Annotated in this window: 20 protein-coding genes; 10 read left to right on the plus strand and 10 right to left on the minus strand. The window is 73.7% G+C overall.

Going from position 1 to position 26660, the window contains the following annotated elements:
- Positions 1-190 precede the first annotated feature (190 nt).
- Entirely contained in the window at positions 191-1228 is a 1038-nt protein-coding gene (locus AC3AQ1_RS02590; RefSeq protein WP_108717708.1) for a 1-aminocyclopropane-1-carboxylate deaminase, read from the plus strand.
- On the opposite strand, the gene AC3AQ1_RS02595 is transcribed toward AC3AQ1_RS02590, so the two are convergent.
- Positions 1225-2163, minus strand: coding sequence for a DMT family transporter (locus tag AC3AQ1_RS02595; protein ID WP_108717709.1), 939 nt, complete (start codon positions 2161-2163; stop codon positions 1225-1227). The two genes, AC3AQ1_RS02590 and AC3AQ1_RS02595, sit on opposite strands and share 4 nt — an antisense overlap.
- 97 nt (positions 2164-2260) lie before the next feature.
- Between AC3AQ1_RS02595 and AC3AQ1_RS02600 the strand changes: the two genes are divergently transcribed.
- On the plus strand, positions 2261-3262 hold the full coding sequence (locus AC3AQ1_RS02600; RefSeq protein WP_108719925.1) for a phosphotransferase enzyme family protein: 1002 nt from the start codon (positions 2261-2263) through the stop codon (positions 3260-3262).
- Between the two features lie 61 nt (positions 3263-3323).
- On the opposite strand, the gene AC3AQ1_RS02605 is transcribed toward AC3AQ1_RS02600, so the two are convergent.
- The 4 genes from AC3AQ1_RS02605 to AC3AQ1_RS02620 all read right to left on the minus strand — a co-directional run bounded on the left by AC3AQ1_RS02605 (position 3324) and on the right by AC3AQ1_RS02620 (position 7826).
- Positions 3324-4049, minus strand: coding sequence for a hypothetical protein (locus AC3AQ1_RS02605; protein WP_139986653.1), 726 nt, complete (start codon positions 4047-4049; stop codon positions 3324-3326).
- Positions 4050-4056: 7 nt separating this feature from the next.
- Complete coding sequence (locus tag AC3AQ1_RS02610) at positions 4057-4734, minus strand: helix-turn-helix domain-containing protein (protein ID WP_108717711.1); 678 nt, start codon at positions 4732-4734, stop codon at positions 4057-4059.
- A gap of 126 nt (positions 4735-4860) precedes the next feature.
- Entirely contained in the window at positions 4861-6240 is a 1380-nt protein-coding gene (gene pntB / locus AC3AQ1_RS02615; protein ID WP_108717712.1) for a Re/Si-specific NAD(P)(+) transhydrogenase subunit beta, read from the minus strand.
- 8 nt (positions 6241-6248) lie between these two features.
- Positions 6249-7826 (minus strand): Re/Si-specific NAD(P)(+) transhydrogenase subunit alpha, encoded by a 1578-nt coding sequence (locus AC3AQ1_RS02620; RefSeq protein WP_108717713.1) that lies wholly within the window; start codon positions 7824-7826, stop codon positions 6249-6251.
- Positions 7827-7959: 133 nt separating this feature from the next.
- On the opposite strand from AC3AQ1_RS02620, the gene AC3AQ1_RS02625 reads away from it, so the two are divergent.
- Together AC3AQ1_RS02625 and AC3AQ1_RS02630 are read left to right on the plus strand one after the other, a co-directional pair.
- The gene (locus tag AC3AQ1_RS02625; RefSeq protein WP_199916511.1) at positions 7960-9513 is read left to right on the plus strand and encodes a purine-cytosine permease family protein; all 1554 of its coding nucleotides are present in this window, start codon (positions 7960-7962) and stop codon (positions 9511-9513) included.
- Positions 9510-10325, plus strand: a complete 816-nt coding sequence (locus AC3AQ1_RS02630; protein ID WP_108717714.1) for a purine-nucleoside phosphorylase — start codon at positions 9510-9512, stop codon at positions 10323-10325. The genes AC3AQ1_RS02625 and AC3AQ1_RS02630 overlap by 4 nt, the downstream gene beginning before the upstream one ends.
- 41 nt (positions 10326-10366) lie before the next feature.
- Here the strand turns inward: AC3AQ1_RS02630 and AC3AQ1_RS02635 are convergent, their stop codons facing one another.
- On the minus strand, positions 10367-10813 hold the full coding sequence (locus AC3AQ1_RS02635; RefSeq protein WP_108717715.1) for a hypothetical protein: 447 nt from the start codon (positions 10811-10813) through the stop codon (positions 10367-10369).
- 169 nt (positions 10814-10982) lie between these two features.
- Here AC3AQ1_RS02635 and AC3AQ1_RS02640 point away from each other — a divergent pair, with 169 nt between their 5' ends.
- The 6 genes from AC3AQ1_RS02640 (at position 10983) to AC3AQ1_RS02665 (ending at position 17017) form a co-directional block, all read left to right on the plus strand.
- A complete protein-coding gene (locus tag AC3AQ1_RS02640) occupies positions 10983-12056 on the plus strand; it encodes an iron-siderophore ABC transporter substrate-binding protein (protein ID WP_108717716.1) in 1074 nt (357 codons plus the stop codon).
- A 7-nt stretch (positions 12057-12063) separates the two neighbouring features.
- Positions 12064-13119: a FecCD family ABC transporter permease gene (locus AC3AQ1_RS02645; protein ID WP_199916512.1), complete on the plus strand. Its 1056-nt coding sequence runs from the start codon at positions 12064-12066 to the stop codon at positions 13117-13119.
- Positions 13119-14183 (plus strand): FecCD family ABC transporter permease, encoded by a 1065-nt coding sequence (locus AC3AQ1_RS02650; RefSeq protein ID WP_108717717.1) that lies wholly within the window; start codon positions 13119-13121, stop codon positions 14181-14183. The genes AC3AQ1_RS02645 and AC3AQ1_RS02650 overlap by 1 nt, the downstream gene beginning before the upstream one ends.
- The gene (locus tag AC3AQ1_RS02655) at positions 14180-15094 is read left to right on the plus strand and encodes an ABC transporter ATP-binding protein (RefSeq protein WP_108717718.1); all 915 of its coding nucleotides are present in this window, start codon (positions 14180-14182) and stop codon (positions 15092-15094) included. The genes AC3AQ1_RS02650 and AC3AQ1_RS02655 overlap by 4 nt, the downstream gene beginning before the upstream one ends.
- Positions 15091-16029: a siderophore-interacting protein gene (locus AC3AQ1_RS02660; RefSeq protein WP_108717719.1), complete on the plus strand. Its 939-nt coding sequence runs from the start codon at positions 15091-15093 to the stop codon at positions 16027-16029. Before AC3AQ1_RS02655 ends, AC3AQ1_RS02660 begins: the two co-directional genes overlap by 4 nt.
- A 298-nt stretch (positions 16030-16327) precedes the next feature.
- Positions 16328-17017 (plus strand): hypothetical protein, encoded by a 690-nt coding sequence (locus AC3AQ1_RS02665; RefSeq protein WP_108717720.1) that lies wholly within the window; start codon positions 16328-16330, stop codon positions 17015-17017.
- Between the two features lie 86 nt (positions 17018-17103).
- Here AC3AQ1_RS02665 and AC3AQ1_RS02670 read toward each other — a convergent pair whose 3' ends face one another.
- The 4 genes from AC3AQ1_RS02670 to helR form a co-directional block, all read right to left on the minus strand.
- A complete protein-coding gene (locus AC3AQ1_RS02670) occupies positions 17104-19755 on the minus strand; it encodes a glycosyl hydrolase (protein WP_108717721.1) in 2652 nt (883 codons plus the stop codon).
- 46 nt (positions 19756-19801) lie between these two features.
- Positions 19802-21088 (minus strand): ion channel protein, encoded by a 1287-nt coding sequence (locus tag AC3AQ1_RS02675; protein WP_108717722.1) that lies wholly within the window; start codon positions 21086-21088, stop codon positions 19802-19804.
- Positions 21089-21173: 85 nt separating this feature from the next.
- Complete coding sequence (locus AC3AQ1_RS02680) at positions 21174-24326, minus strand: glycoside hydrolase family 2 protein (protein WP_199916513.1); 3153 nt, start codon at positions 24324-24326, stop codon at positions 21174-21176.
- Positions 24327-24408: 82 nt separating this feature from the next.
- Complete coding sequence (helR, locus tag AC3AQ1_RS02685; RefSeq protein WP_108717723.1) at positions 24409-26637, minus strand: RNA polymerase recycling motor ATPase HelR; 2229 nt, start codon at positions 26635-26637, stop codon at positions 24409-24411.
- Positions 26638-26660 lie beyond the last annotated feature (23 nt).

Genomic DNA, 26660 nt, shown 5'->3' on the forward strand with positions numbered 1-26660 from the left:
AGCCTATCGTTCCGTTTACGGAACAGCAGGCGCTACGGTGGGCGCAGATGTTCCGCAAACAGAACGCTGTTGGCGGCGGCATCGGCGTCGGCGTCACCCGGTGTGTGCCCGCCTGTTTGCCGGTCCATCCGTTTGCCCGGCCCCCTCCGTTTGCCCGTCCGTCCGACCACACCACCACCGAGGAGCCCCCGTGCCGCTGTCCGACTTCCCGCGCTACCCGCTCACCTTCGGCCCGAGCCCGGTGCACCCTCTCGACCGCCTCTCGGCTCACCTCGGCGGACCGCGGATCTGGGCCAAGCGCGAGGACTGCAGCTCCGGACTGGCCTACGGCGGCAACAAGGTGCGCAAGCTCGAGTACCTCGTGCCGGACGCGATCGCCTCGGGTGCGGACACGCTCGTGAGCATCGGCGGCGTGCAGTCCAACCACACACGGCAGGTCGCCGCGGTCGCCGCGCACCTGGGGATGCAGGCGGTGCTCGTCCAGGAGCGGTGGGTGGACTGGCCGGACAGCGTCAACGACCGCGTGGGCAACATCCTGCTCTCCCGCGTCATGGGCGCCGAGGTCCGCCTCGACGCCTCGGGCTTCGACATCGGCTTCCGCGACTCCTGGCGCCAGGCGATCGAGGACGTCGAGCGACGCGGCGGCACGCCCTACGCGATCCCCGCCGGCGCGTCCGACCACCGCCTCGGCGGACTCGGCTTCGCCGGCTGGGCGCACGAGGTCGCGGCGCAGGAGGCCGAGCTCGGCGTCTTCTTCGACACGATCGTGGTGTGCACGGTGACCGGGTCGACGCACGCGGGCATGATCGCCGGCTTCGCCGACCTCGAGGCCGCGGGCGGACGACGGCGCACCGTCCTGGGCATCGACGCCTCGGCGACGCTCGCGCAGACCCGCGAGCAGGTCGAGCGGATCGCCCGGCGCACCGCAGCGCTGATCGGCGTGCCGCGCGACCTGCGCGAGGACGAGATCACGGTGCTCGAGGGCTGGGCCGGGGACGAGTACGGCATCCCGGTGGACTCGACGCTGCGGGCGATCCGGCTCGTCGGCCAGCTCGAGGGCGTGATCCTCGACCCCGTGTACGAGGGCAAGTCGATGGCGGGGCTGATCGACCTCGCACGCACGGGCCGCATCGAGCCCGGCTCGAACGTCCTTTACGCCCACCTCGGCGGCCAGCCCGCGCTCAACGCCTACTCGGCGCTGTTCACGCAGACGGTGCGCGAGCTCTAGCGCCGGGTGCGCGCGAGCCACCTGCCCGGCGTCGGCGTGACGCTGAGCAGCACGACGGCGAGCGCCACCACCGCGACGCCCGCCCACGCGAGCGGCGCGAGCCGCTCGTCGAGCACGAGCAGCCCGAGCAGCGCCGCGGTCGCGGGCTCGGCCAGCGTGAGGGTCGAGACCGTGGCCGCGGGCAGGTGCCGCAGGCCCGCCCCGAACAGGAGGTAGGCGACGATGACGGTCACCACGCCGAGCCACGCCACCATCGCGAGGCCCGACGGCGTGGCGAGCCAGGCCGTGTCCGTCGCCAGCAGCAGGGGCAGCGCGAGCACGCCGCCGACGCCGAACACCGCCCCGACCGCGTCCGCCGACGCCCAGCCGCGGTCCAGCAGGACCTTCACCCCCACGGCGTAGAGCGCGTACGACGCGCCCGCACCGAGGGAGAGCAGCAGACCGCCCGGGCCGCCGCCCGCGTCGCCCTCCCCTGAGGCGAGCAGCCCGATGCCGACGACGGCGAGCGCCGTCGCCCCCAGCCACACCCGCCCGGGTCGGCGGCCGAGCAGGGTCCACTCCAGCAGGCCCGTGAAGAGGGGCGCCGAGCCGAGCGCCAGGACGGTGCCGACGGCGACCCCGTTGGCGCGGGTCCCGCCGAAGAAGGTCGGCTGGTAGGCGAGCACGCCCGCCGCCGCGACCAGCACGACGAGCCAGGTCGGCACCCGCGCGAGCACGCCCTGCCCGGGGCCGTCAGGCGTCGCCTTCGGGAACGCAACATCCCGCCCGGCTCGCGCCCGGGCGACCCACGCCACCAGCGCCAGCCCGAGCCCACCCAGGACCAGGCGCGCGCTGCCGAGCGAGACGGACGTGGCGCCGTCGGGCGCGAACGCCTGCGCCGTGCCGGTCGTGCCGAAGCAGACCGCGGCCAGGAGCACGAGGAGCTGCGGGGGCACCCCCGAAGCCTGGCAGACCGAGCGCCACGACCCTTGCCGACGACGCTCCGGCGCGCGGACACTGTCCGCGTGGACCAGCTCGATCGTCGGCCCTGAGATGCTCCCCCGGCGCGCCCAGCTCGCACGGGCCCGCGCGGTGGCGACGTCCGCGCTGCGGGAGTACCCGATGCCGCCGGGGCGCCTGACGTTCCTCACGCACGGGGAGAACACGACGTTCCGCCTCGACTGCGACGACGGCCGCTTCCTCGTGCGCGTGCACCGCCCGTTGCGGCACGGCCGGTCGCTCGACCCCCACGTCGCGATCGGATCGGAGCTTACGTGGCTGCGCGCGATCGCGTCGGGCGCCGACGTCGGCGTCCCCGAGCCGATCGAGACGCGCGACGGCTCGCTCACGGCGACGGGCGCGGGGGGCGACTGGACCCGGGTGTGCTCCGTACTGCGCTGGGTCGAGGGGCGGATCATCGAGGACTTCACGCACCCGGTCCACTTCGCGCGGCTCGGCCGGGCGATGGCCACGCTGCATCACCAGGCCGACACGTGGACCCCACTCCCCGGGTTCGCACGCCTGACCTGGGACCACGAGGCGTTCTTCGGAGACGTCATGGTCTACGGCACGCTGCGCGCCTCCGAATGCTGGGAGCTTCTGCCGCGAGCGCTGGCCGAACGCTTCGACGCCGTCCGCGACCGGCTAGGTCCGGTCATGGCGAACGACGCCGACGTCGGCCTGATACACGCCGACCTGCATCTCGGCAACGTCGTGCACCACGACCGCACGATCAGCCTCATCGACTTCGACGACTCCGGCACCGGCCCGAGGGTGTACGACCTCGCGGTCGCCCTGTGGGAGCGGCGCGACGAGCCGGAGTACCCGATGCTGCGCGACGCCCTCCTCACCGCCTACCGCAAGGTCCGGCCGATCGACACGACCCACCTCGACGACTACATCGCGGCGCGACAGGTCGCGTTCGACCTCTGGTACACCGGGACCGCGCAGGTCGACCCGGCGTTCGCCGACCGGCTCGACGTGGTCCACCGGTGGTCCGCGGACATGCTCGACCTGCTGGAGGCGGCGCCGCCCAGCCTGGTCACAACGCCCTGACGAGCTCCTCCACCCCGCTGCTTCGCGTTGCCGGACAGCGTCGAGGTGTTGGCGTGGAGCGTCAGTCCTGGTCGTCGAGGATGAGCTCGAGTCGGCCGAGTCCCCTGTCGGCCCCGCCCACGAAAGCCCAGGCGGGGCGGTTGGTGCGCATCTCGGAAACCATCCACGTCAGTCGTCCGCGCTCACTGCGGTCCAGCGTCTCGGCCTCCACACCGTCGCTCGGGTCGAGCAGCGAGCAGAGGACGCCGAAGTCGATCAGGTGGCGGTCGCGGTGGCGGTCGAGGGCGACGCTGCGCGCAGCCGCCTTTCCGACGAGCGCACCGATCAGTGAGGGGCGCAGGATCGCGCCCGTCCGCTTCCCCACCTTCACCGGCGCAATGCTGGAGCGATCGATGACCTTCTGGGCGCCGGGAGTAGCCAGGGTGGTCCCGCCGCTGACGCCGGTCCGACTGTCGGCACGGGCCCCGAGGTGGCGTGGAATGAGCAGGTCGATCACGGCGTCCCCCCGCTGCCAGCGGTGCTGGTGCCCGGTGGGTGTCGTCCCGGTCGCGGCGAAGCCGAGGTCGCGCAGAACGCCAGTGACCAGGAGTAGCGCATGAGGCTCGCCGCGGACGTCCAGCACGGTGTCGGCGTCGTCAGTGGCTCGCTCGGGCCACCGGCCGCGGACCGCGCACCAGTAGTGCACCAGTTGGCCGCCCACCAAGGTCCAGTGTCGCGGGAGTCGCTCGAACAGCTCGAGCAGGCCGATCCAGCCGCTCTCCTGTGCACGACCGAGCACCGGGATCACGGTGGGCTCACCCGTCACGTTCGACCCCCCGGTACCTGCCCAGGTCTCTCAGGATGATCTCGGCCTGTTGCGCCTCGCGGGAGCCGGCCTGCGCCAGGTCGGCGGCCACGAGCAGCAGCGGCACCGGCGCGCGCAGTCCTTCGGGGACATTGCCGACGTGAACCACGAGGTTGTGCCGCTCGCCTGCCTTGGCCTCGACCGCGAGGTGCCGGCGTCGGACTGCCCGCAAGTCTTCGGGCCGGACGTACCCCTCGGCGAAGTCGGGACCGTACATCCCCGAGCGGGGGTCGCTGCGTCCCGACGCGATGAACGCATCCTCCACGAGGAGCGCCTCGGGCTCGTCCACGTGGAGCCGGTGGCGCTCGGCGCGCGAGTCCAGCAGCGCACGGAGCAGGGGCAGAGGGTCGGGGCTCGCGAGCAGCTCGTCGAACCGGCGACGGAGGCGGTGGCGCGCGACAGCCGAGAGACCGTCAAGACGGTCACCGTCCGAGAGCGCGATGAGCGACCACGCCATCTCGACGCCGGCGGTCCTGCCCGCACGCACGGGAACCACGGGGAGCGACGCGGGGTCCACCAGCCAGCGCCCGGCGATGCGCTCGCCGTCGAGCCGTCCGTCGGCGAGCATCGCGCGGACCCATCGCTCACTGCGCCCCAGGTGCCGGGCGGCCTCCTCGACCGAGATCATTTCACTAGTCTTCCGCTAAAGGAAGTGATGTGCAATCGATCGTCGGCTCCCAAAGGCACCCTCGCGAGCGAGCGCCTCACCCGCAACGCTACGCGGGTGCGGGCCGGCCAGCATGACCTCGCCCGGTCACAGCGCCCTGACGATGTCCTCCACCCGCTGCTTCGCGTCACCGAACAGCATCGAGGTGTTGTCGCGGAAGAACAGCGGGTTCTGCACACCCGCGTAGCCCGTGGCCATCGACCGCTTGAACACCACGACGTGACCCGCCTCCCACACCCGCAGCACGGGCATCCCCGCGATCGGCGACGTCGGGTCGTCCTGCGCCGCCGGGTTCACCGTGTCGTTCGCACCGATCACCAGCACCACGTCGGTCGCCGCGAGGTCGTCGTTCACCTCGTCCATCTCGAGCACGACGTCGTAGGGCACCTTGGCCTCGGCCAGCAGCACGTTCATGTGGCCCGGCAGGCGCCCGGCCACCGGGTGCACGCCGAACCGCACGTCGACCCCGCGCTCGCGCAGCTTGGCGACGAGCTCAGCGACGGGGTACTGCGCCTTTGCGACCGCCATGCCGTAGCCCGGCGTGATGACGACCGTGCGGGCCGCGAGGAGCTCGGCGGCGACGTCCTGCGCCGTCGTCTCGCGGTGCTCCCCCGCCGGCCCGGCGCCAGCCGCTGCGGCCGGCGACCCCTCGCCGAAGCCGCCGAGGATGACCGAGACGAACGAGCGGTTCATGGCCTTGCACATGAGGTAGGACAGGATCGCACCGGAGGAGCCGACGAGCGCACCGGTGACGATGAGCAGGTCGTTGCCGAGCATGAAGCCCGCCGCGGCCGCCGCCCAGCCCGAGTAGGAGTTGAGCATCGACACCACCACCGGCATGTCCCCGCCGCCGATCGAGGCGACGAGGTGCCAGCCGAGCGCGAGCGACAGCAGCGTCATCCCCAGCAGCGGCCAGATCGAGTGGCCGTCGACGAACCAGACCCCCAGGGCCACCGAGGCCACGAGGATCGCCACGTTGAGGACCTGCTTGCCCGGCAGCCGCAGGGCCTTGGAGGGGATCCGGGCGGACAGCTTGAGGTAGGCGACGATCGAGCCGGTGAACGTCAGCGCACCGATGAAGACGCCGAGGAACACCTCCACGAGGTGCACCGCGTCCGGCTCCTCGGTGAGGAAGGAGTTGTAGCCCACGAGCACCGCCGCGAGGCCCACGAAGGAGTGCAGCATCGCGACGAGCTCGGGCATCTGGGTCATCTCGACCGTGCGGGCGCGCCACGTCCCCACCACGATGCCGATGAGCAGCACGAGCGCGATGAGCAGCCCCGTGACGAGCACGTTGCGCTCGGAGCCCTCGAGCGACAGCACGATCGTCGCGGCGAGCGCGAGGCCCATGCCGACCATGCCGAGCACGGTGCCCCGCCGCGCCGTCGTCTGCTTGGACAGGCCCGCGAGGGAGAGGATGAAGAGGATCGCCGCCGCGAGGTAGGCGACCTGCGCGAGCGTGGTCATCTGGATCCTCATGCGTCAGCGCCCTTGTGGAACATGCCGATCATGCGGTGGGTCACGAGGAAGCCACCGAAGATGTTGATGCTGGCCACGGCCGCTGCGACGAACGCGAGCCCGGTCACGAGCCAGTCGGAGCTGCCGAGCTGCAGCATCGCGCCGACCAGGATGATCCCCGAGATGGCGTTGGTCTGCGCCATGAGCGGTGTGTGCAGCGCGTGGCTCACGTTCGAGATGACGTAGAACCCGATCACGACGGCGAGCGCGAACACGGTCATGTGACCCAGGAACGCGACGGGTGCGAGGGTCAGGGCCAGGCCGAGGAGCACCGCACCCAGGGCGTAGCCGACGACGCGACGGGTGCCGCGCCGTCGTGCCTCCTCCGCGGCGGCCGCCGCACGCGCGGCGACCTCCGCCGGGGTGGGCGGCGGCGGTGCGGGCGGCCCGGCCGGCGCGGCGGGCGCCGCGGACACCTGCACGGGCGGCGGCGGCCAGAGGATCTGCCCGGCGTGCGCGACGGTCATGCCGCGCTGCACGACATCGTCGAGGTCGAGCACGAGCGTGCCGTCCTTGCCCGGCGTGAGCAGCTGGAGCAAGTTGACGATGTTGGTGCCGAGCAGCTGGGAGGTGTGCCGCGGCATGCGCGCGGTGAGGTCGGTCTCGCCGAGCACCGAGACGCCGTTCGCGGTGACGACGCGCTCCCCCGGCACGGTGTCCTCGCAGTTCCCGCCGCCGGACGCGGCGAGGTCGACGATCACGCTGCCGGGCCGCATCGCGGCGACCATCGCGTGGGAGATCGTCGTGGGAGCCGTGCCGCGCACGAGCGCGGTGGTGATGACGACGTCGGCCAGCTCGGTCTCGACGGCGTACACGTCCATCGCGGCGGCCTGCTGCTCGGGCGTGAGCGGCTTGGCGTAGCCGTCGGCCGCGATCTCCTGCTGCGCCTGCGGGGCCACGACGGGCGTCCCGCCCATCGACGCGATCTGCTCGCCGGCCTCCGGACGCACGTCGAACGCGCGCACCCGGGCGCCGAGGCTGGACGCGGCGCCGATCGCCGCGAGCCCCGCGACGCCCGCGCCGATCACGAAGACGGCGGCGGGGTCGGTCTTGCCGGCCGCGGTGACCTGGCCGGAGAACATCCCGCCGTACTCCTCGGCGGCCTCGATGACGGCGCGGTACCCGGCGATGTTCGACTGCGTGGACAGCACGTCGAGCGCCTGCGCGCGCGACAGCCGCGGCACCGCGTCCAGCGCGAGCGAGGTCACACCGCGCTCGGCGAGCGCCTGCACGAGGTCGGGGTGCTGCGCGGGGGCGACCATCGAGACGAGCACCGCGCCGGGCCGCACGCGCGCCACGTCGGAGAGCGTCGGGGTGTGGACGAGGATCACGACGTCGGCCTGCCACGCCTCCTCGGGACCGACGAGGCGCGCGCCGGCCGCCTCGTAGTCCGGGTCCAGCAGGCTGGCGCGGGCGCCGGCGTCGTGCTCGACGGCGACGTCGTAGCCAAGCGCGCGCAGCGCGCGCACCGTCGTGGGGGTCGCGGCGACGGTGCTGGCGCCGTGCACCGTCGCGCGAGGGACTCCGATGATCATGGGCCCATCATGGCGGGTCGGGGGGTGGGCCCCCGTGCGACGTTGGACCCAGACAAGGGCTCGGCGAGCCTGGGCGGGCGAGCGGCGGCGGTGTTCCTCGACACGTCCCGACGCGCTGCCTAGGTTGAGCGCCATGGCCACCCCCGCTGCCTCGCCGGAACCGCCCCCCGCTCCCGGCTCCGAGCCGGCCGCCCGCACGCTCACCGTCGAGATGGCGGGCACCGACGTCATCCCGGAGTCCGAGCGCAAGGGAAAGCCCTCGGACCTGTTCATGCCGTGGTTCGCGGCGAACATCTCGGTGTTCGGGATCTCCTGGGGCGCGTTCGTGCTCGGCTTCGGGATCTCGTTCTGGCAGGCGGTGCTCGCCTCGGTGGTCGGCGTCGTCGCGAGCTTCGTGCTCGTCGGGCTCATCGCGATCGCGGGCAAGCGCGGGTCCGCGCCCACGCTCGTGCTCTCGCGCGCGGCGTTCGGCTACAACGGGAACCGCGTGTCCGCGGCGATCTCGTGGATCCTCACGGTCGGCTGGGAGACGTTCCTGTGCGTCATGGCGACGCTCGCGGCCGCGACCGTCATGGAGGCGCTCGGGTTCGGCAACCACACCGCGGCGCAGGTGGTCGCGCTCGTCTTCGTGGTGCTCGTCGCGGGCGGCGCCGGCGTGCTCGGGTTCGACACGCTCATGAAGGTGCAGACCTGGATCACATGGATCACGGCCGCGCTCACGATCGTCTATCTCGTCCTCGTCCTTCCGCGGATCGACCTCGACGTCGTCACCACCCTCCCGGCGGGCAGCGCGACGGCGGTGGTCGGCGCGTTGGTCATGGTGCTCACGGGCTTCGGCCTCGGCTGGGTGAACGCGGGCGCCGACTACTCCCGCTACCTGCCCCGGTCCGCCTCCACGCGCGGGGTGGTCGGCTGGACGACGTTCGGCTCGGCGCTGCCGTGCGTCGCCCTGGTCGTGTTCGGGCTCCTGCTCGTCGGCTCCGACCCCGACCTCGGCGCTGCGATCCAGAGCGACCCGATCGGCGCCCTCACCACGATCCTGCCCACCTGGTTCCTCGTGCCGTTCGCCGTCGTCGCGATCCTCGGCCTGATCGGCGGGATCATCCTCGACATCTACTCCTCCGGCCTCTCGCTGCTCGCGACCGGCCTGCCCGTCGCGCGCCCGGTCGCGACGGCGATCGATGGCACGATCATGACGCTCGGCACGATCGTCATCGTCTTCTTCACCGACAGCTTCTTCGTGCCGTTCCAGGGCTTCCTCATCACGCTCGGCGTGGTCATCGCCGGCTGGGCCGGCATCATGCTGGCCGACATCGCGCTGCGCCGGCGCGACTACGCCGAGGCCGACCTGTTCACCACGCGCGGCGTCTACGGCGCCGTCAACGGCCGCGCGATGGCCGTCCTCGCGGTCGCGACCGTCGTGGGCTGGGGCTTCGTGGTCAACACCTACGCCGGCTGGCTGGGCTGGCAGGGCTACCTGCTGGGCGCCGTCGGCGGCAAGGAGGGCGACTGGGCGTGGGCCAACCTCGGCGTGCTCTTCGCGCTGGTCATCGGCTTCGTCGGCTACCTGCTGCTGTGCCGCGGCCGGGTCCGGCACCAGGAGGAGACCGGGTCGCTCGTGTCGTTCGGCACTGCGGGCACCGCGGGCCCGGCGGGCGCTGCCGACACCGCATCCTCCCCGCGATGACGCCCGAGCAGTTCCGCGACGCCCTGCTCGACGGCGAGGATCGCGCCGCAGCGGAGCACCTCGCCGCCGCCACGGGCACGGCCCGGCACGACGCGCTCGTCGTGCTCGGGTCGGGCGTCGCCCCGCTCGCCGACGCCTGGGCGCAGGCGGACCCGACCGCGAGCTCGGGTCGGCTCTCGGACCTGCCCGGGGTGCTGGCGCCCACCGCGGACGGTCACGTCGACCGCTGGCTCTCGCTCGCCGTCGGCGGCCGTCGCACGCTCGTGACGCTCGGCCGCACGCACCTGTACGAGGGCGTCCCGCGGCGCGCGGTGACAGCACTGGTGCGCGTCGCCGCGGCCGCGGGGGTCGGGCGCGTGGTGCTCACGAACGCCAACGGCTGCCTCGTCGAGCGCGCACTCGGCGACGTCGTCGCGATCGGCGACCACGCCAACCTCACCGGATCCTCGCCGTTCGACGGCACGGTGTTCCTGGACCCGCGCGACACGTGGGACACCGGGCTGCGCTCGGCGGTCGGGGCGATCGTCGGCGTGCGCGGCGAGGCCGTCTACGCGCAGCTGCGCGGGCCGGAGTACCAGACAATGGCCGAGACGCGGCTGCTCGCGGCGTCGGGCGTGGAGGTGGTGGGCATGTCGACCGTGCACGAGGCGCTCGTGGCGCGGGCGCTCGGCCTGCGGGTGGCCGGGCTCAGCGTCGTCTCGGACCTCTCGTTCGCCACCGCCCCGGTGGACGCGGACACCGTGCTCGCGGCGGCCGGTCGGGCGCGGGAGACGCTGCGGGCGGCGGTCGAGGCGGCGCTCGCCGCGCCGTGACGTCGGCACTCGGCGGGGCGTCAGGCGTCAGGCGTCAGGCGTCAGGTGAGTTTGCGGTCCGCAGCGTCGTACGCGCTGGCCACCTTCGCCTCGAGGGAGTCCACCACCTGCGCGTAGATCCACCAGGCGACCAGCAGCACCAGCGGCGGGACCACGTAGCCCCAGAACCAGCCGTGCACGTCGATGGAGGTGAGCAGCACCGTGAGCACCCAGATCACTGCGGCGACGAGGAAGACCGCGAGCGCTGCCACCAGGCGCTGGGTGCCGGGGCTGCGCCGCGGGGCTCCCGCCTGCGCCTTGCGCGTGGCGTAGCGCGAGAGCGCGGGGCGGATCCACACCGTCGCGAGCGCCAGCACGACGCCGGCGCCGATCATCGCCAGGACGCCGCCGGTGACCTGCGGGACGATCAGGACGATCGCGAGGACCACCGCGATGTTGAACAGGGTGAGCGCGACCAGTCGGACCACCCAGCGCTTCGTGCTCGACATGGGCCCAGCGTGGCACGGACTGCGGCCGTGACGTGAGGCACGCCACTCCCCGACGCGAAACTCGTCCGGTCCACGCCGTCCCGGCACAGGTAAGGATCGCCTACGCTTACCCCTCGGACGACGGCGGAACTGCCGTCTCCCCCCGCACCCGCCACAGGAAGGTTGCCCCGTGCGACTCCGACGCGCCCTTGCCCTGCCCACCGCCCTCGCACTCACCCTCGGCCTCGCCGCGTGCGCCTCGTCCGACGACGCGTCCGGTGACGCCACTGACGGGGCCGCCGACGGCTCCGCGGACGCCACGACCAACGCCGGCGCCGATGGTGCCGACGACGCGTTCCCGGTCACGATCACCAACGCCCACGGCGACACCACCATCGAGGCCAAGCCCGAGCGCGTGGCCACCATCTCCTGGGGCAACCAGGACGTCGCGCTGGCGCTCGGCGTCGTGCCGGTCGGGATGGACTCGCAGGTCTGGGCCTGGACCGGCGCCGCCGAGCCGGGCGTCTACGACTGGACGAGCGAGAAGCTCGACGAGCTCGGCGCGGACATGCCGGTCCTGTTCGACGTGACCGACGGCATCGACTTCGAGGCCATCTCCGACACGACGCCCGATGTCATCCTCGCCGCGCAGTCGGGCATGAGCGCGGAGGACTACGCGACGCTCAGCGACATCGCGCCCACCGTCGCCTACCCGACGGTGCCGTGGTTCACGCCGTGGCGCGACCAGATCACGATCAACGCCGAGGCGCTCGGGCTGAAGTCCGAGGGTGAGGCGCTCGTCGCGGACCTCGAGGACCAGATCGCCGCCGCCACGGCTGACGCCGGCTTCGAGGGCAAGACCGCGGCGTTCTTCTACGCCAGCCCCACCGACCTCTCGACGATCTCGCTGTACAGCGCGGGCGACGCGCGCACCGCGTTCCTGCAGGACCTCGGCTTCGACCTGCCGCAGGTCGCCACCGACCTCGCGGAGCAGGACGCGTTCTACCAGGACTTCAGCGCCGAGAACGCCGACCAGCTCGCCGACGTCGACGTGATCGTCAGCTACGGCGACGACACGCTGCTGGCCGCGATGCAGGCCGACCCGCTGTGGAGCACGCTGCCGGCCGTCCAGAACGGCGCAGTCGTGGCCGTCGGCGAGGGCGACGCGTTCAGCGCTGCGGTCACCCCGACCGCGCTGTCGATCCCGTGGGTGCTCGACGACTACGTCGCCGCGCTCACCGACGCCGCCGCGAAGGCCCAGTGACCCCGTCGTGACCGCCACCCTCGCGACACCGCGCCGCGCGCCCGCTGCCTCAGCGGGCGCGCGGCGTCGCGTCGTCGCGCTGGTGGTCGCCGTCGTCGCGGTGCTCCTCGCGGCGGGCCTCTCGCTCGCGTTCGGGTCGCGCCCGGTGACGGTCGACCAGGTCGTCGAGGGGATCACGACCTGGCTGCGGGGCGAGACGCCCACCGACATCGGCGCGATCGCGGTGCAGAGCCGCATCCCCCGCACGGTGGTCGCACTGCTCGCCGGGAGCGCGCTCGCGCTGTCCGGCGCGCTCATGCAGGCGATCACCCGCAACCCCCTGGCCGACCCGGGGATCCTCGGGGTGAACACGGGAGCCGCGCTCGCCGTCGTGATCGGCATCGCGTTCTTCGGACTGTCGAGCGCGGCCGGCTACCTCGTCCTCGCGCTGATCGGCGCGTTCGTCACGGCGTTCTTCGTGTACTTCGTGGGCTCGGTCGGGCCCGGCGGCACGACGCCGATCAAGCTGGCGCTCGCCGGCGCCGCCACGACGGCCGCGCTGTCCTCGCTCGTGGCGGCGATCCTGCTGCCGCGGCAGGCCGTGATGGACGAGTTCCGCTACTGGCAGGTCGGCAACGTGGCCCGGGCAGACTGGGGTTCGCTCGGCGTCGTGCTGCCCGTGCTCGTGATCGGCACGGTCGTCGCGCTGCTGTGCGCCTCCGCGCTCAACGCGCTCGCTCTGGGCGACGACGTCGCCGTCGGGCTCGGCGTGCACGTCGGCCGGATCCGGGTGGTGGCCGCCGTCGCCGGCGTCGGGCTGTGCGCGGCCGTCACCGCGATCGCCGGCCCCATCGGGTTCGTGGGGCTGATGGTGCCGCACGCCGTGCGGCTGGTGGCCGGGACGGACCAGCGTTGGCTGCTGCCGCTGTCGGCGCTGGGCGGAGCCGTGCTCCTCACGCTGGCGGACACGATCGGCCGCGTCATCGGCTCCCCCGGCGAGGTCGAGGCCGGCATCATCACCGCGTTCCTCGGGGCACCCGTGCTCATCGCCATCGCGCGCCGCACCCGGATGAGGGCCCTGTGATGGCCGCGATCCTGGACTCCTTGCCCACCGTCACCGACGCCGAGGTCGAGCGCGTCCGCGCCGGTCGCCGTCGTCGATCGCGTCGCCGGACCGTCGCGCTCGTCGTGCTGTCCGTGCTCGCCGTCGTGCTGTTCGCCGCGATGCTCATGCTGGGGAACACGGTCTACCCGGTCTCCGACGTGCTCGCGGTGCTCCGCGGCGAGGACGTCCCGGGAGCCTCGTTCGCCGTCGGGACCCTGCGCCTGCCGCGCGCGCTCACGGCGGTGCTCGCGGGCGCCGCGTTCGGCGTGGCCGGCTCGACGTTCCAGACGATGCTGCGCAACCCCCTGGCCAGCCCCGACGTCATCGGCATCACGTCGGGCGCGAGCGCCGCGGCGGTGCTGTCGATCGTCGTGCTCAAGTGGTCCGGCACCGCCACGATGGGACTGACGCTGGCGGTGGGCATCCTCACGGCGCTCGTCATCTACCTGGCGGCGCGCGGCGGCGACTCCACGGGCGGACGCCTCATCCTCATCGGCATCGGGGTCGGCGCGATGCTCGACTCCGTCGTCGCCTACCTGCTGCTCAAGGCCGCCGTGTGGGACCTCGCGGTCGCGACCCGGTGGATGACGGGCAGCCTCAACGGGTCGCGGATGGAGGACATCCTCCCGCTGGCGATCGCCGTCGTCGTGCTCGTGCCGATCGTGCTGTTCCTCGCGCGCGACCTCGGCGCGCTCGAGCTGGGCGACTCGTGGGCCACCGCCCTCGGCGTGCGGGTGGACCGCACCCGCGTGCTGCTCGTCGTCGCCGCCGTCGCCCTCGCGTGCGTCGCGACGGCGACCACCGGTCCGATCGCGTTCGTCGCCTTCCTTGCCGGGCCGATCGCGGCCCGGATCGTCGGGCCGGGCTCGTCGGTGGTGCTGCCCGCCGCACTGACCGGCGCGTGCCTCGTGCTCGCCGCCGACCTGCTCGGCCAGTTCGCGTTCGACACGAAGTTCCCGGTCGGCGTCATCACGGGGATCCTCGGTGCGCCGTACCTCATCTACCTCCTTGTCCGCACGAGCCGCCGCGGGGGTTCCGCATGAGCGCACAGCACGAGATCCGCACCGAGCAGCTGCGGTCCGGGTACGGCGCGAGGGTCGTCGTCGACGGCGTCGACCTCGTGGTCCCCTCGGGTCGGATCAGCGTGATCGTCGGGGCGAACGCGTGCGGGAAGTCGACGCTGCTCAAGACGATCGCGCGGCTCCTGCCCGCGCAGGACGGCGCCGTGGTGCTCGACGGGCGGCGCATCGACACCATCCCGACGAAGGAGCTGGCGCGCACGCTCGGCCTGCTCCCGCAGCAGCCCGTGGCACCCGAGGGGATCGTGGTCACCGACCTCGTGGGGCGCGGGCGGCACCCGCACCAGAAGCTGTTCCGGCCGTGGACCACCGCGGACGACCAGGCCGTGACGAGCGCGATGGCCGCGGCGGGCGTGCTCGACCTCGCCGACCGCGCCGTCGACGAGCTGTCCGGCGGGCAGCGTCAGCGGGTCTGGATCGCGATGGCGCTCGCGCAGTCGACCGACGTCCTGCTGCTCGACGAGCCGACCACGTTCCTCGACGTGTCCCACCAGATCGAGGTGCTCGACCTGCTCACCGACCTCAACCGCACGCGCGGCACGACGATCGTCATGGTGCTGCACGACATCAACCTCGCCGCGCGCTACGCCGACCACATGGTCGCGCTGCGCGCGGGGCGCGTCGTCGCGGACGGGCCGCCGCACGCCGTCGTGACCGCCGAGCTCGTGCGCGAGGTGTTCGCGCTGGACTCCCTCGTGGTGCCCGACCCCGTCTCGGGCGCGCCGATGGTGCTGCCGCGCGGGCGGCACCACGTGGGGATCGCGCCCGGTGGGGCTCTCGACGGCGTCGCTGACCCGAGCTCGGCCGCCGCCTCGCTCGCCCCCGCTCTCTCCTCCGCACTCTCCCCCACCTCCGACGTCCTGGAGCGCCCATGAGCACCCTGACTCCCCCGGCGGTCTCCCCCTTCCGCTTCTTCGACCTGCGCGTCGAGAGCGTCACCGACCTCACGCCCTCGTTCCGGCGCGTGACCCTGACCGGGACGGAGGCGCACCTGTTCGCCGACCCGGGCTGGGACCAGCGGATCAAGGTGGTGCTGCCGCACCCCACGCTCGACTTCGGCGCGCTCCCCCGCGGGAACGACTGGTACCAGCAGTGGCGCGAGCGCGACGCCGCAGAGCGGCACGAGTTCCGCACCTACACGACGCGCGCGGTGCGGCCGGCGCGGGACGGCGCGGAGGCCTCGATCGACATCGACATGGTGGTGCACCAGCCCGTGCTCGGCCCCGCCTCGGCGTGGATCGCGCAGGCGAGGGCCGGTGACGAGGTCGTGGTGCTCGGGCCGAACGCCGAGTGGACCGAGGGCGAGTCCGGCGGAGTCGACTTCCTGCCGCCCGCGCAGACCTCGTGCCACCTGCTGGTGGGCGACGAGACCGCGGCGCCCGCGATCGCCGTGATGCTGGAGCACCTGCCCGCCACGGCGCGCGGCATCGCGGTGCTCGAGCTGCCGAGCCTCGCCGACGCCGCCTACCTGCCCGAGCACCCGGGGTTCGAGGTGCGGGTCTTCGCGCGCGCGGCCGGCGAGCGCGGGCGGCACCTGGTCGAGGAGGGCGTGCGCGCGGCGCGCGAGCTCGCACCCGCGGGCGAGCCGCACACGGTCGAGGAGATCCCCGCCGACGAGCTCATCTGGGAGGTGCCGCGCCGGGCGCGCGGTGGCGCCGCGCTGCGCTCGACCACGATGTACGCGTGGATGGCCGGTGAGGCGGGCTCGATCCGCACGCTGCGCCGCGCGCTCGTGGGTGATCTGGGCGTGGACCGCCGCACCGTGGCGTTCATGGGCTACTGGCGCGAGGGCGTGGCCGAGGGCGCCTGACGCCCTGTCTGCCCTTCCGCCCCGTTCGCGAGAGGGTTTCCGTCCTTTCGCGAGAGGGTTTCCGTCCTTTCGCGAGAGGTTCTCGGTCCTTTCGCGAGAGGGTTTCCGTCCTTTCGCGAGAGGGTTTCCGTCCTTTCGCGAGAGGTTCTCGGTCCTTTCGCGAGAGGGTTTCCGTCCTTTCGCGAGAGACTCCCGGCCCGCGCACGACGGCGAGCCCCGCCTCCCGCACGACGGCGGGGGTCACCCGGAGCGTCGGCGGGCGCCGGGTACCGTGGCCGCACTCGTCCGAGGGAGAGACATGCGCACCGATCGGCTCCGAGCACGGCACCCCCGCCTCCGTCCGACCCCGGCACCCGCCCTCGCGACCGCCGCCCTCGTGGTGGCGACGTGCGCGCTGACGGGGTGCTCGCCGTCGGGCGGTGATCCGGACGCCGATGTCACCGGTGTCCCGGACGACTGGCGGACGAGCACCGCGAAGGCCTGGCCGGACTCCGACTCGTTCGGCTCGAGCATCCCCGTGTACGCGCGCGACACGTGCCTCCTCGGCGACCCACCGAACCCGCTCGACGCCGGGCCGGAGACGACCGACGTCGGCTTCCTGACGCTCGGGGACGCCACCGACCCCGACTCCTACGGCTACGACTGCCGGTTCTGGGCGCCCGACCTCTACGCCGGCTCGCTGCGCCTGTACCAGGCGGGCGATGCCGCGGCGCTCGACGGACTGGTCGCCGACTTCGTGGGCGCGTCGAGCAGCACCAACACCGTGACGCACAGCGACCAGACGTCGCACGGCGCCTCGGTCTCGGTCACGCGCACCGCAATCAACGGCGAGCCCGCGGGCAAGGTCGAGGCGCTCTACGTCGACGAGGACGCGCTCGCAGCCGTCGTGCTCGAGGTGAACTCGCTGGACGAGAAGGAGTTCGGCGAGTACACGGACGCCGCCGCGGCCGAGGAGCTGATGCGCACGCTCGCCGTCGCGAACGGTTGAGCCGAGCCGAGCGGGCCGCGCCCTCGAGATCCTCTCGCGAAAGGACGGACATCCTCTCGCGAAAGGACGAAGAACCTCTCGCGACTTCAGGGGAGGCGGAGCACCGGCTCCGTGCGCAGGCCGAGCACCAGATCCGTCGGTCCGCGGTCGACCTCCTGCAGTACGAACCGCTGCCCGTAGCGCTCGGTCAGCGCCTCCTGCCGCGCGGCCAGCTCCGCGTTGCCGACGACGGCGCCCACCAGGCTTCCGAGGCTCCTCACCTCGACCGTGTGCCGGCCGGGCGACACGGGCACCGCGATCCGGTACGGCGGCGCCCACAGAGCGCCGACAGGCGCGCCGTCGACGGCGAGCACCACCGCCGTCCCCGCCGGCGGCCGGTAGGGCGTGCGATAGGCCGGGCCGCCGCCGTCCCCGGACCGCGTCACCGGACCGGTGCTCACGCCGTCGCCGAGGTCGACCTCGAGACGCGCGACGCCGTCGGGCACGTCCACCTCCGCGCGCACCGTGCGCGAGCCGGGCGGCGTGCGCCAGTCCGCGAGCAGCGGGAACGCCGCGACGGCGCCGTCCTCGTCCCGCCACTCGACCGGCACCGGCATCGGCCCCGACACACACCCCGCCGGCTCGACCACACCCGCCCCGCCCTCGGGCGCGGGCAGCCCCGACCCGGTCGCCAGCACGAGCGCGCCGTGCGGCGGCACCGTGACGTCGCCCGCGAGCGCCGCTCGCGAGCCGTCGCGCGGGTCCCACACCTGCCAGCCGTCCTCGCCCGCGGCCACCCGCGCCGTCGCCGGCTCGGACGCGACGTTGATCAGCAGCACGAGCTCGCCGTCGGCGAGCCGGCGGTGCACCGGCAGCAGCGTCGGCGCGTCGGTCTCGACCACCGGACGCACGACGGCGAGCACCCGCTCCACGAGGTCACTCGCCTCGGCAGGGACGAGCCTCACGCCGTGCGCGCGCAGCGCCGCGTCGCCCGCACCAAGCCCGCCGCCCGCACCAAGCCCCCCACCCGCGCCAAGCCCGTCACCCTCGCCGAGCCCCGCATCCGCACCCGCAACCGAGCCCGCACCCCCGACCCGCACCACCACCCGGTGCCGCTCGTGCGCCGTCGCGAGCGCGGCGTCGTCGAGCACCGAGAGGTCCAGGCCTGCGGAGCGCAGCGCCCCGAGCACGTCCGCCCCGACCAGCTCGTGCGTGGCTCGCCACAGATCCACGGGCGCGATCAGCTCGCCCGAGGCGGGCCGCAGGGCGGCGTACGCGACTCCGTCGGCGACGTGCACGCCGACCGGCCGGACCGCCTCACCGAGGCGGGCCACCGCTCCCAGCCGCGCGAGCCACGTGGTGAGCGCGGGCATCACGGGCCACCACGGGTTGCGGTCGGTGAGGGCGCCCGCAGCGTAGAAGATCCAGCCCGGGTCCGGCACGGCGGGCGGGCTCGAGGGCCAGCCGTGCCCGATCAGCTGCGTGACGCCGAGCGAGAGGTGCTCCACGGCCTCGGCCTGCAGGTCCAGCGGTGTCGCGCCGTAGGACGGCGAGGCGACCCACGTCCACGCCTCGGCGGAGACGACGTTCTCGCCCAGCGCGTGCGCCGCGGACGAGGCCCACCGGGTGGGCGGCAGCTCGTCCCAGCCCCAGGACTCCCCCTCGACGAGGTCGGCGTCGGCGTAGCTGCGCATCGCCGCGGGCGGCTTGCCGTACCCCTGCAGGCGCAGCAGCACGTCGCGCTCGGCGGCGAACGCGTGCAGCGGCCCCACGAACCGCTCCTCGTACAGCGCGGTGAGGGTGCGGCCGAGGTCCCGGCGCAGCCGGCGCACCTCCTCGTCCGTCGACCAGGGGTGCCGCTGCGCCCGGAAGAGCCGTGGCAGCAGGGGCACGGGGTCGTACCCGCAGCGCTGCTCGACCTGGGCGGGCAGGTCCGGCGTCCAGTCCGCACCGTGCACCTCGAGGCTGTCGCAGAACACGGCCGTCACGCGGTCGGGTCCGCCGGCCTGCGCGGCGTCGAGCAGGGGGACGGCCACCGCGTCGAGGTGCAGCCGGGTGGCCTCGGCGTCGTAGTGGTCCAGCACGTAGCCCTCGCCGCCCAGCGGAGCGCGCTTCACGGTCTGCCCCGTCGGGGTGCACCACGCGAGCGCGAGCACGCGCGGCCCCGGGTGCGGCGGGAGGTCGATCACCCGACCCGGCGCTGCGCCGTCGAGCACCGGCAGGTCGGGCGGGAACGACTCGAGCGTGCCCGGCCCGAGGTAGGCGGCCACGAGCGTCTCGCCCGGGGTCGCCGCCGGCACCGCGAACGACCGCTCGGTCGGCGCGAGCTCGGTGGTCTCCCAGCGCAGCCGCTTGGCCCCGCGCTCGCGCGTGATGTGCGGCCCGCCGTAGGACCACCCGCCGCTCAGCGTGAGGTCGAGCCGCAGCCCGAGCGCGTGTGCCTGCTCGGCCGCGTACCCGACGCGCGCGAGCAGCTCCGGGGATCCGAAGGAGTACGTCTCGGGCTCGCCCGCGCCGTCGGCCAAGGGATACACGACGGCGAGCTCGGCTCCGGCGAGGCCGGCCGCGGACATCGCGGTCAGGTCGTGGTCGATCATCGCCTCGGTCTGTGCGGGGCCGAACCACCACCACCGGACCATGGGGCGGGCGTCCGACGGCGGGCCGGCGAACGCTGCCGCGGCGGTCGTGAGGTCGGCGGAGCGCAGCGCGGCGTTGCGCGTCGTGCGGGTCCCGGGGCGAAGATGTCGCGGGCGCGTCACCCGAAGAACCCTAGTCGTGGGCGGGCGGTGCCACCGGGGCCGGTCGTCACGCCGTCGCGTGCGTCTCCGGCGTCGCCCGCAGCGTCACCACGAGCGCCGGCGCCTGCGTCACCAGGAGCCAGGTCGGCAGGAGGACGAGGCACAGGACGGGCAGGAGCGCGTAGTCACCGGTGAGCGCGACGGCCAGGAACAGTGCCACCCAGCCGTCGCGGGTTCCCACGAGCGTCACACCGAGCACTGCGCACGCGACGCCGAGCGAGAGCGGGATCGACGGCACGAGCGCCGGAGCAAGCAGTCCGAGGGCCGCGCCGACGAACACGATCGGGAAGATGCGCCCACCGCGGAAGCCCGACGCGGCGGCGACGAGGAGCGCGAGCAGCTTGATGCCAGCGAACGCCGTGAGCTGTCCGGCGGTGTAGTCGGACGGGTGGGTGAGCAGCTCCCCGGTCTCGTTGAGCCCCTTGAACAGCGTCATCGGGCCGCCGAGCACGCCGAGCAGGCCGAGCGTGACGCCGCCCAGCGTCGTCATGAGGAGCGGGTGGCGCACGGTGTGGAAGACCCGGTAGAGCAGCGGCAGGAGCCAGGCCCCCACGACGGCGAGCGCGGCCGCGACGGCGGCGATCAGCACGCCCCACAGCAGGTCGATCGCTCCGATCTTCTCGACGCCGGGCAGGTGGAACGCGATGCCATGGCCGCCGAGCAGGAGCGTGGTCAACGATCCGGCGCCACCGGCGGCGAGCGGGAGGAACAGCTTGTCCCACAGGCTGCCACCGCCCTTGAGCGCACCCACGGTCCCGGTGAACAGGAGCGCGGCGGCCACGGGCGTGCCGAACAGGGCACCGATCGTGCCGGCCATCGTCAGCATGACGACGAGCGGCTTCGGCACGGACGTCATCGTGCGCGCGAGGACCGCGACGGCGAGCGCCACATTGATTCCGATGATCGGGTTCTCCGGGCCGAGGCTCACGCCGCCGGCGAGCCCGAGCACCACCACGATCGCGACCGACGGCACCGCCCCGAGTGTGGGGAACGGTCCCGAGAGCTCTGTCGTCGCCGAGTCCGGACCGCCGTGCCCGGGCATGAGCCAGACGACGGCGCCCACCGCGACACCGATGAGCGTGAGAACGAGGAAGATCCACCACGACGTCGCCCGATCGGCCCCGAACTGGGCCGGCAGCGTCTCCCACAGGACGTCCTGCAGCCAGTCGGCGAGCGCGTCGAGCAGCTTGAGCGTCACCGCCGAGCCGATGCCGATGCCGAGCGCCGGGATCGACAGGGTCAGCAGCCGGCGGATGCCCGGAGACGTGTCGGGTGAGTCCTCGTCGTGCGCCATCGGCGTCTCCGTTCCGCGAGGCGGTGCGATCCGACCGGCCGGCTCCCGGATCGGTGCCGAGCCTAGCGGCGTGCCCTCGCGCGGATCAGCGCAGCACGCTGCGCAGCTCCTGCGCCGTGATCCGCGCCGCGGGCACCCGATCCGCGCGACCCAGGTGCGCGAGCACGCCCCGGCGCAGGTGCGCCGACGCCGGCCGGTCCGCGCCGAGCGCGAGCGACGTCACGATGATCCGCCCCGCTCCGAGGCGCGCCTCGAACAGCGCGGTGAGCCGACGCGCGGAGAACCACGTGTCGATCGGCCGGACGATCGGGGTGAGGGCCGACGGCAGACCGTCGGCGAGCATCGCGCGTGCGCCGTGCAGCAGGTCCCACCACAGCCAGTCGGTGTGGTCCTGCGTCGGGAAGTCCTCGAATACCGGGTGCGTGGCGTCGATCAGCAGGCCGAGCGTGTGCGGCGCCTGCCCCGACGTCCACGCCGTGTTCCAGAACACCGGCGTGAACCCCAGCGCCACGTCGTTGCCGATGCTTGCGCTCGGCAGCTCGAGCAGCACCGCAGCGCCCGCCTCCGCGGCTGCGATCGCCTCGGTCACCTCGTGGGTACCCACCACGCACGACGGCGCAGCCCGGGTCGCGCGCTCGGCCGGCGGCAGGGCGGGGGTCGCGCCGCCGGGACCTGCGGACCCGGACGCCTCGGGCGAGCCCGGCGTCACGGGCAGCGCGGACGTCGCCGGCAGCGCGGACGTCGCCGGCAGCGCGGCGGTCGCGGTCGGCGCCGGCAGGAACCACAGCGGCCAGTCGTTCTCGTGCACCGACCCGTCGTCGGCGGTCACGGTGAGCCACAGCGTGAGCCGCTCGGCCCGCGCGCGAGCCGCGATCGGCACGCTCACCGGGCCCAGCCGGTTCCCGTTGCCCAGGGCGACGTGCACGCCGTCGGCCACCTCGCCGTCGTGCACCACCCCGCCTGCGTCGTCCCGCAGGCTCCACGTGACTCGCGCGCGCAGCGGCGCCGCGCCGAAGTGCGCGATCACGACGTCGAACGTGAGGTCCTCCCCTGCCGTCCAGACCCGCTGGGGCAGGAGCGCGAGTGGCACCGTGGGCCCGCAGAACCGGGAGAACTCCTCGGGGCTGCAGTAGCCCTTGGACTCCCAGAACGCGTTGAGCACCCCGACGGTGGCTGTCCCCTGGCCCGGGAAGTCGCTGAGCCCGAGCAGGTCGAAGCCGCCGAAGCCCTCGGTGCGCAGCGCCGACTCGACCTCCTCCTTGTAGCAGAGGGTCTGCAGCCGGCCGGAGACGCGCAGCAGGTCCGGGGCGAGATCGGCGAGGCCGGCCCAGGCGAGGAAGTCCGCGAACACGTCGAAGTTCCGCGGCTGCATGAGGCCGGTGTAGCGCGCGCGTTCGGTGAGGTCCGGGTAGGCGCACCACTGGCCGATCTCGTGGCTCACCACCGGTCGGGGCGAGGCCGCGACGGCGTCGCGGTAGTCCGTCCGCGTCTCCGGCGGCAGGGCGTTGAGCCGTGAGGCCAGGCCGTCGCCCCACTGGTGGGCGCGGGGGGCCGGGACGTTGTCGAGGTCGTTCTCCTCGATCGCGGGCCAGCCCGCGGCGCTCGTGTAGAGGCGGCGCGGGTCCAGGCGCTGGCACCAGCGCAGCCAGCCGCCGAGGAGCTCCGCGTCGCGACCCGCGGGCTCGTTGCCGTGCGCCATCACGACGAACGAGGGGTGGTTGCCGAACGTGTCGAGGATGCGGCGGGTCTCGGCGTGCAGGAACGCGTCGACGGGCCGGCCCTCGCCGATCGCGGCGCCCTGGTTCGCCCACAGCGGGCCCTCGACCTGCAGGTACATGCCCGCCTCGTCGGCCGCGACGAACGCCGCCTCGGGCGGGCACCACGAGTGGAACCGGACGAGGTTGAGGCCGTGCGCGCGGCAGACCTCGACGATGCGGCGCCAGGCGGCGACGTCCGTGGGCGGGAAGCCGGTGAGGGGGAAGACGGCGCACTCGAGCGTGCCGCGGAAGAACGCCGGGCGGCCGTTGACCTCCAGGCGGCCCTCGCGGACCGCGATCTCGCGCAGGCCGAACCGGGTGCGGTGGGTGTCGGTGTGCTCGACGTCGCTCACCCGCGTGGTGAGCTCGACCGTCAGCTCGTACAGCGCCGGGTCGAACTCGTCCCAGGTGCGGGCGTCGGTGCCGAGGTCGAGCACGAGGTCGACGCCGGCGCGTGAGGCGGTGAGGCCGCGCTCGCGCAGGTCGACCTCGTAGACCTCCTCGAAGGACGCCTCGGCGGTCGCGGTCGGGGTGGTCGCGGTCGTGGCCGACGGCGCGGCGGCGGTGGCGCCGTCGGCCGACGGCGAGCCGGGCGTGCTCGGGGGCGTGCTCGCGGAAGGTGACGCCTCGCCGTCGGGAGCGTTCGCGGAGGGCGCGCCTGCCTCAGGAGGCGCGCCCGGGGACACGAGGCGCGCGGTGGCGCGCACGACGCCGCGGCCGGTGCCCGCCGTCGTGCCCGCGAGATCGACACGGACCTCGACGCGGCGCGCGGCGACGTCGGGGAACGTGCGCACGCGCGAGATGACGACGTCGGGCAACGCCGTGAGCGTGAGCGCGCCGATCGCGCCGTTCCAGTTCCCCTGCGTGTGGTCGGAGACGCTGTGCGCGTTCGGGCCGACGTCGACGACGGTGCGGTTGTCGATCCGCACGGTGAGCACGTGCGGGCCCGGCGCGAGAGGTGCGAGGTCGACCTCGTGCGGCGTGCAGAGGCTGTCGGCGCAGCCGGCGCGCTCGCCGTCGAGCCACACCGTGGACTCCCAGTGCACGCGCTCGAGCGACAGGCGCACGCGCCGGCCCGCCCACTCCGGCGGGATCGCGACGGTGCGCGTGAACCACGCGGCGCCGCGGTAGTAGCGCCGCGGCTGGAGCCAGAACGGCACCGCGATGTTGCCGGGCCGCCGGTAGGGCGCGTAGCGCTCGTCGGTGAAGAACGAGCGGTCGACGATGCTGCCGGTCCAGGGCGTGTCGAGGGCGATCTCGTCGCCGAGTCCCTGGTGCTGGATCGAGCCGGGCAGGGTCACGGGGGTCGTGGCCATCCCAGCGGCGGACGCCGCACCGTTCGCCACACCGTGGCGGAACCACGCCTCCCGCTCCCCCACTCCGTCGGGGTCGAGCGCGCACGTCCACTCCCCGGCGAGGCTGAGGTGCCAGCGGTCCTGCGCAGATGCGTCGGGCACGACCTCAAGCGACGGCACAGTCATGGGTCGACCGTAGGCAGCAGACGGCCGGTGCGGGAATGGAGGTTGGCGAGGCTGGTATGGACGATCCACCGCTCAGGTCGTCTCATGACCTGAGGACCACCAGCTGCTGCGTGGCACGGGTCATCGCGACGTACCGGTCCACCGCCCCCGTGATGCCGCCGCCGAAGGTGTCGGGGTCGACGAGCACCACGAGGTCGAACTCCAGCCCCTTGGCGTGCTCGGGCCGCAGGCGTCGCACCCGACCGTGGGTCTCCTCCTGCCCGAGCCGCGTGCTGATGGTGCAGGCGGTCCCCTCTTCGTGCTCGGCCAGCCAGCCGGCCAGGAGGTCGTCCAGCTCGTCGACGGACGCGTGGGTGACCGGCACCCCCGACGCGCGGATCGAGGTGGGCACGGTCACGTTGGGGATCGCCGCGCGGATGACCGGTTCGGCCTCGGCCATCACCTCCGACGGCGTGCGGTAGTTCACGCTCAGCGTCCGCACCGCGACACGACTCAGGCCGACCCGTGCCAGGCGGTCGGTCCACGACTCGGTGAACCCGTGCCGGGCCTGCGCGCGGTCGCCGACGATCGTCAAGTTCCCCTGCGGGCACCGGCTCAGCAGCATCTGCCACTCCGCGTCGGTGAGCTCCTGGGCCTCGTCGACCACGATGTGCGCGAACGGCCCGGCCAGGGGGTCGGCGTCGGACAATGCCACGTCCGCCTGCAGCGCGTGGCGCAAGTCCTGCCCGCGCAGCATGGACATCACGTGCAGCTCGGAGTCGTCGGTGGCGATGAGCTGCGCGGTCACGTCGGCGCGGTCGCGTGCCTCGGCCCTCGCCTCGGCCTGCTGCCGCTGCCTGCGACGCCATGCGTCGGGGTCGCCGAGCCGGCGCCGGGCGGCGTCGAGCAGCGGGAGGTCCGCCGTCGTCCACGCGTGCGATCGCCTCCGCCGCAGCTTGGCGGCCTCCGACGGCGTGAGCCACGGCGCGCACCGGCGCAGGTACGCCGGCACCTCCCACAGGTCACCCACGACGTCCTGCGCCCTCAGCCGTGGCCACACCCGCCCGAACGCGTCAGCGAGCTCCGCGCTGGACTCCAGCGCACGCCTGTCGGCCGCGCCGTCGTCCCGGTCGAGTCCGTAGGCGTCGAACTCCGCCTCGCCCTCGTCCTCCACGCCCTCGCCCCCCTCGTCGCCCCAGGCGTCGAGCGGATCCTGACCCTCGCCGTCGGACACCCGCTTGTCGGCGAGGATCTCGAGCAGCGCTGACCACACGCGGTCGCGAGCGTCGTTGTGCGGCGTGCCGGGTTCCACCGACGCGATCGCCTCCGCCCAGTCGCCCGGGCTCACCCGTACTGTTCCCTCGGGCAGGGCGATCTCCATGCCCTCGGTCGGCGCCTCCTCGTAGAACGCGACCGCCGGCTCGATCGCGGCCACCATCCGCACGTCGGCCTTGAGCTTCGCGACGTCCGGCTCGGGCTCGTCCGGGAATGCCTCGGCGCCCGGGACCATCTCGCGCAGGGTGCACGTCCGCACGCCCTCCTCGCCGAGGCTCGGCAGAACGTCGGCGACGTACGCGAGGTACGGGGCGTGCGGCCCGACGACGAGCACGCCTCCCGCGCGTCGGCCCACCTGGGCGTCGGCGTACAGGAGGTAGGCCGTGCGGTGCAGCGCGACGACCGTCTTGCCGGTGCCGGGACCGCCGTCGACGACGAGCGCCCCGCGCGCGGGGGCCCGGACGATGGCGTCCTGGTCGGCGGCGATGGTGCCCAGCACGTCACGCATCTGCGCGGAGCGACTGGCGCCGAGCGAGGCGATGAAGGCGGACTGGTCGTCGAGAGCGGCCGGGTTCGCCTCGTCAGTGCCGACGTACACCTCGTCCCAGTAGTCGATGACGCGTCCGCCCTCCCAGCGGTAGCGGCGTCGGCTGACCAGGCCGCGGGGGTCCTGGTGCGTGGCGGCGAAGAACGGCTCGGCGGCAGGCGAGCGCCAGTCGACGAGCAGGCGCTCGTCGCTCGCGTCCAGCAGGCCGAGCCGGCCGATGTAGACCGTGTCGCCCGAGTCGGTCACCATGCGCCCCAGGCACAGGTCGAGGCTGTAGCGGCTGAGCGTGCGCAGTCGCGCGCTGAGCCGGTGGACCTCCGTGTCCCGGTCCATCGCCGACTGACCGGTTCCGGCGGGCCGCGCCCGCGCCGCATCCAGCCGGGTCTGGAGCTGCGTCTTCTGCTCCTCGAGGCTGCGAGCGATCCTCGCGAAGTGCGACTCGTCGTCGACGACGAGCTCCGGGGCCGCCTTGGCCCGCAGACGGTTGGGCAGGTCGAACGTGAATGGCATGTGCTCCCCCAGATCGGCGAGGG

The organism is Miniimonas sp. S16, from assembly GCF_057748195.1.

What these genes read in the sequence shown, in the direction of transcription:
- AC3AQ1_RS02600 (WP_108719925.1), top strand. Translation starts at nt 2,261, where the DNA reads ATGCTCCCCCGGCGCGCCCAGCTCGCACGGGCCCGCGCGGTGGCGACG.
- AC3AQ1_RS02610 (WP_108717711.1), bottom strand. Translation starts at nt 4,734, where the DNA reads ATGATCTCGGTCGAGGAGGCCGCCCGGCACCTGGGGCGCAGTGAGCGA.
- pntB (WP_108717712.1), bottom strand. Translation starts at nt 6,240, where the DNA reads ATGACCACGCTCGCGCAGGTCGCCTACCTCGCGGCGGCGATCCTCTTC.
- AC3AQ1_RS02620 (WP_108717713.1), bottom strand. Translation starts at nt 7,826, where the DNA reads ATGATCATCGGAGTCCCTCGCGCGACGGTGCACGGCGCCAGCACCGTC.
- AC3AQ1_RS02625 (WP_199916511.1), top strand. Translation starts at nt 7,960, where the DNA reads ATGGCCACCCCCGCTGCCTCGCCGGAACCGCCCCCCGCTCCCGGCTCC.
- AC3AQ1_RS02630 (WP_108717714.1), top strand. Translation starts at nt 9,510, where the DNA reads ATGACGCCCGAGCAGTTCCGCGACGCCCTGCTCGACGGCGAGGATCGC.
- AC3AQ1_RS02635 (WP_108717715.1), bottom strand. Translation starts at nt 10,813, where the DNA reads ATGTCGAGCACGAAGCGCTGGGTGGTCCGACTGGTCGCGCTCACCCTG.
- AC3AQ1_RS02650 (WP_108717717.1), top strand. Translation starts at nt 13,119, where the DNA reads ATGGCCGCGATCCTGGACTCCTTGCCCACCGTCACCGACGCCGAGGTC.
- AC3AQ1_RS02655 (WP_108717718.1), top strand. Translation starts at nt 14,180, where the DNA reads ATGAGCGCACAGCACGAGATCCGCACCGAGCAGCTGCGGTCCGGGTAC.
- AC3AQ1_RS02660 (WP_108717719.1), top strand. Translation starts at nt 15,091, where the DNA reads ATGAGCACCCTGACTCCCCCGGCGGTCTCCCCCTTCCGCTTCTTCGAC.
- AC3AQ1_RS02665 (WP_108717720.1), top strand. Translation starts at nt 16,328, where the DNA reads ATGCGCACCGATCGGCTCCGAGCACGGCACCCCCGCCTCCGTCCGACC.
- AC3AQ1_RS02675 (WP_108717722.1), bottom strand. Translation starts at nt 21,088, where the DNA reads ATGGCGCACGACGAGGACTCACCCGACACGTCTCCGGGCATCCGCCGG.
- AC3AQ1_RS02680 (WP_199916513.1), bottom strand. Translation starts at nt 24,326, where the DNA reads ATGACTGTGCCGTCGCTTGAGGTCGTGCCCGACGCATCTGCGCAGGAC.
- helR (WP_108717723.1), bottom strand. Translation starts at nt 26,637, where the DNA reads ATGCCATTCACGTTCGACCTGCCCAACCGTCTGCGGGCCAAGGCGGCC.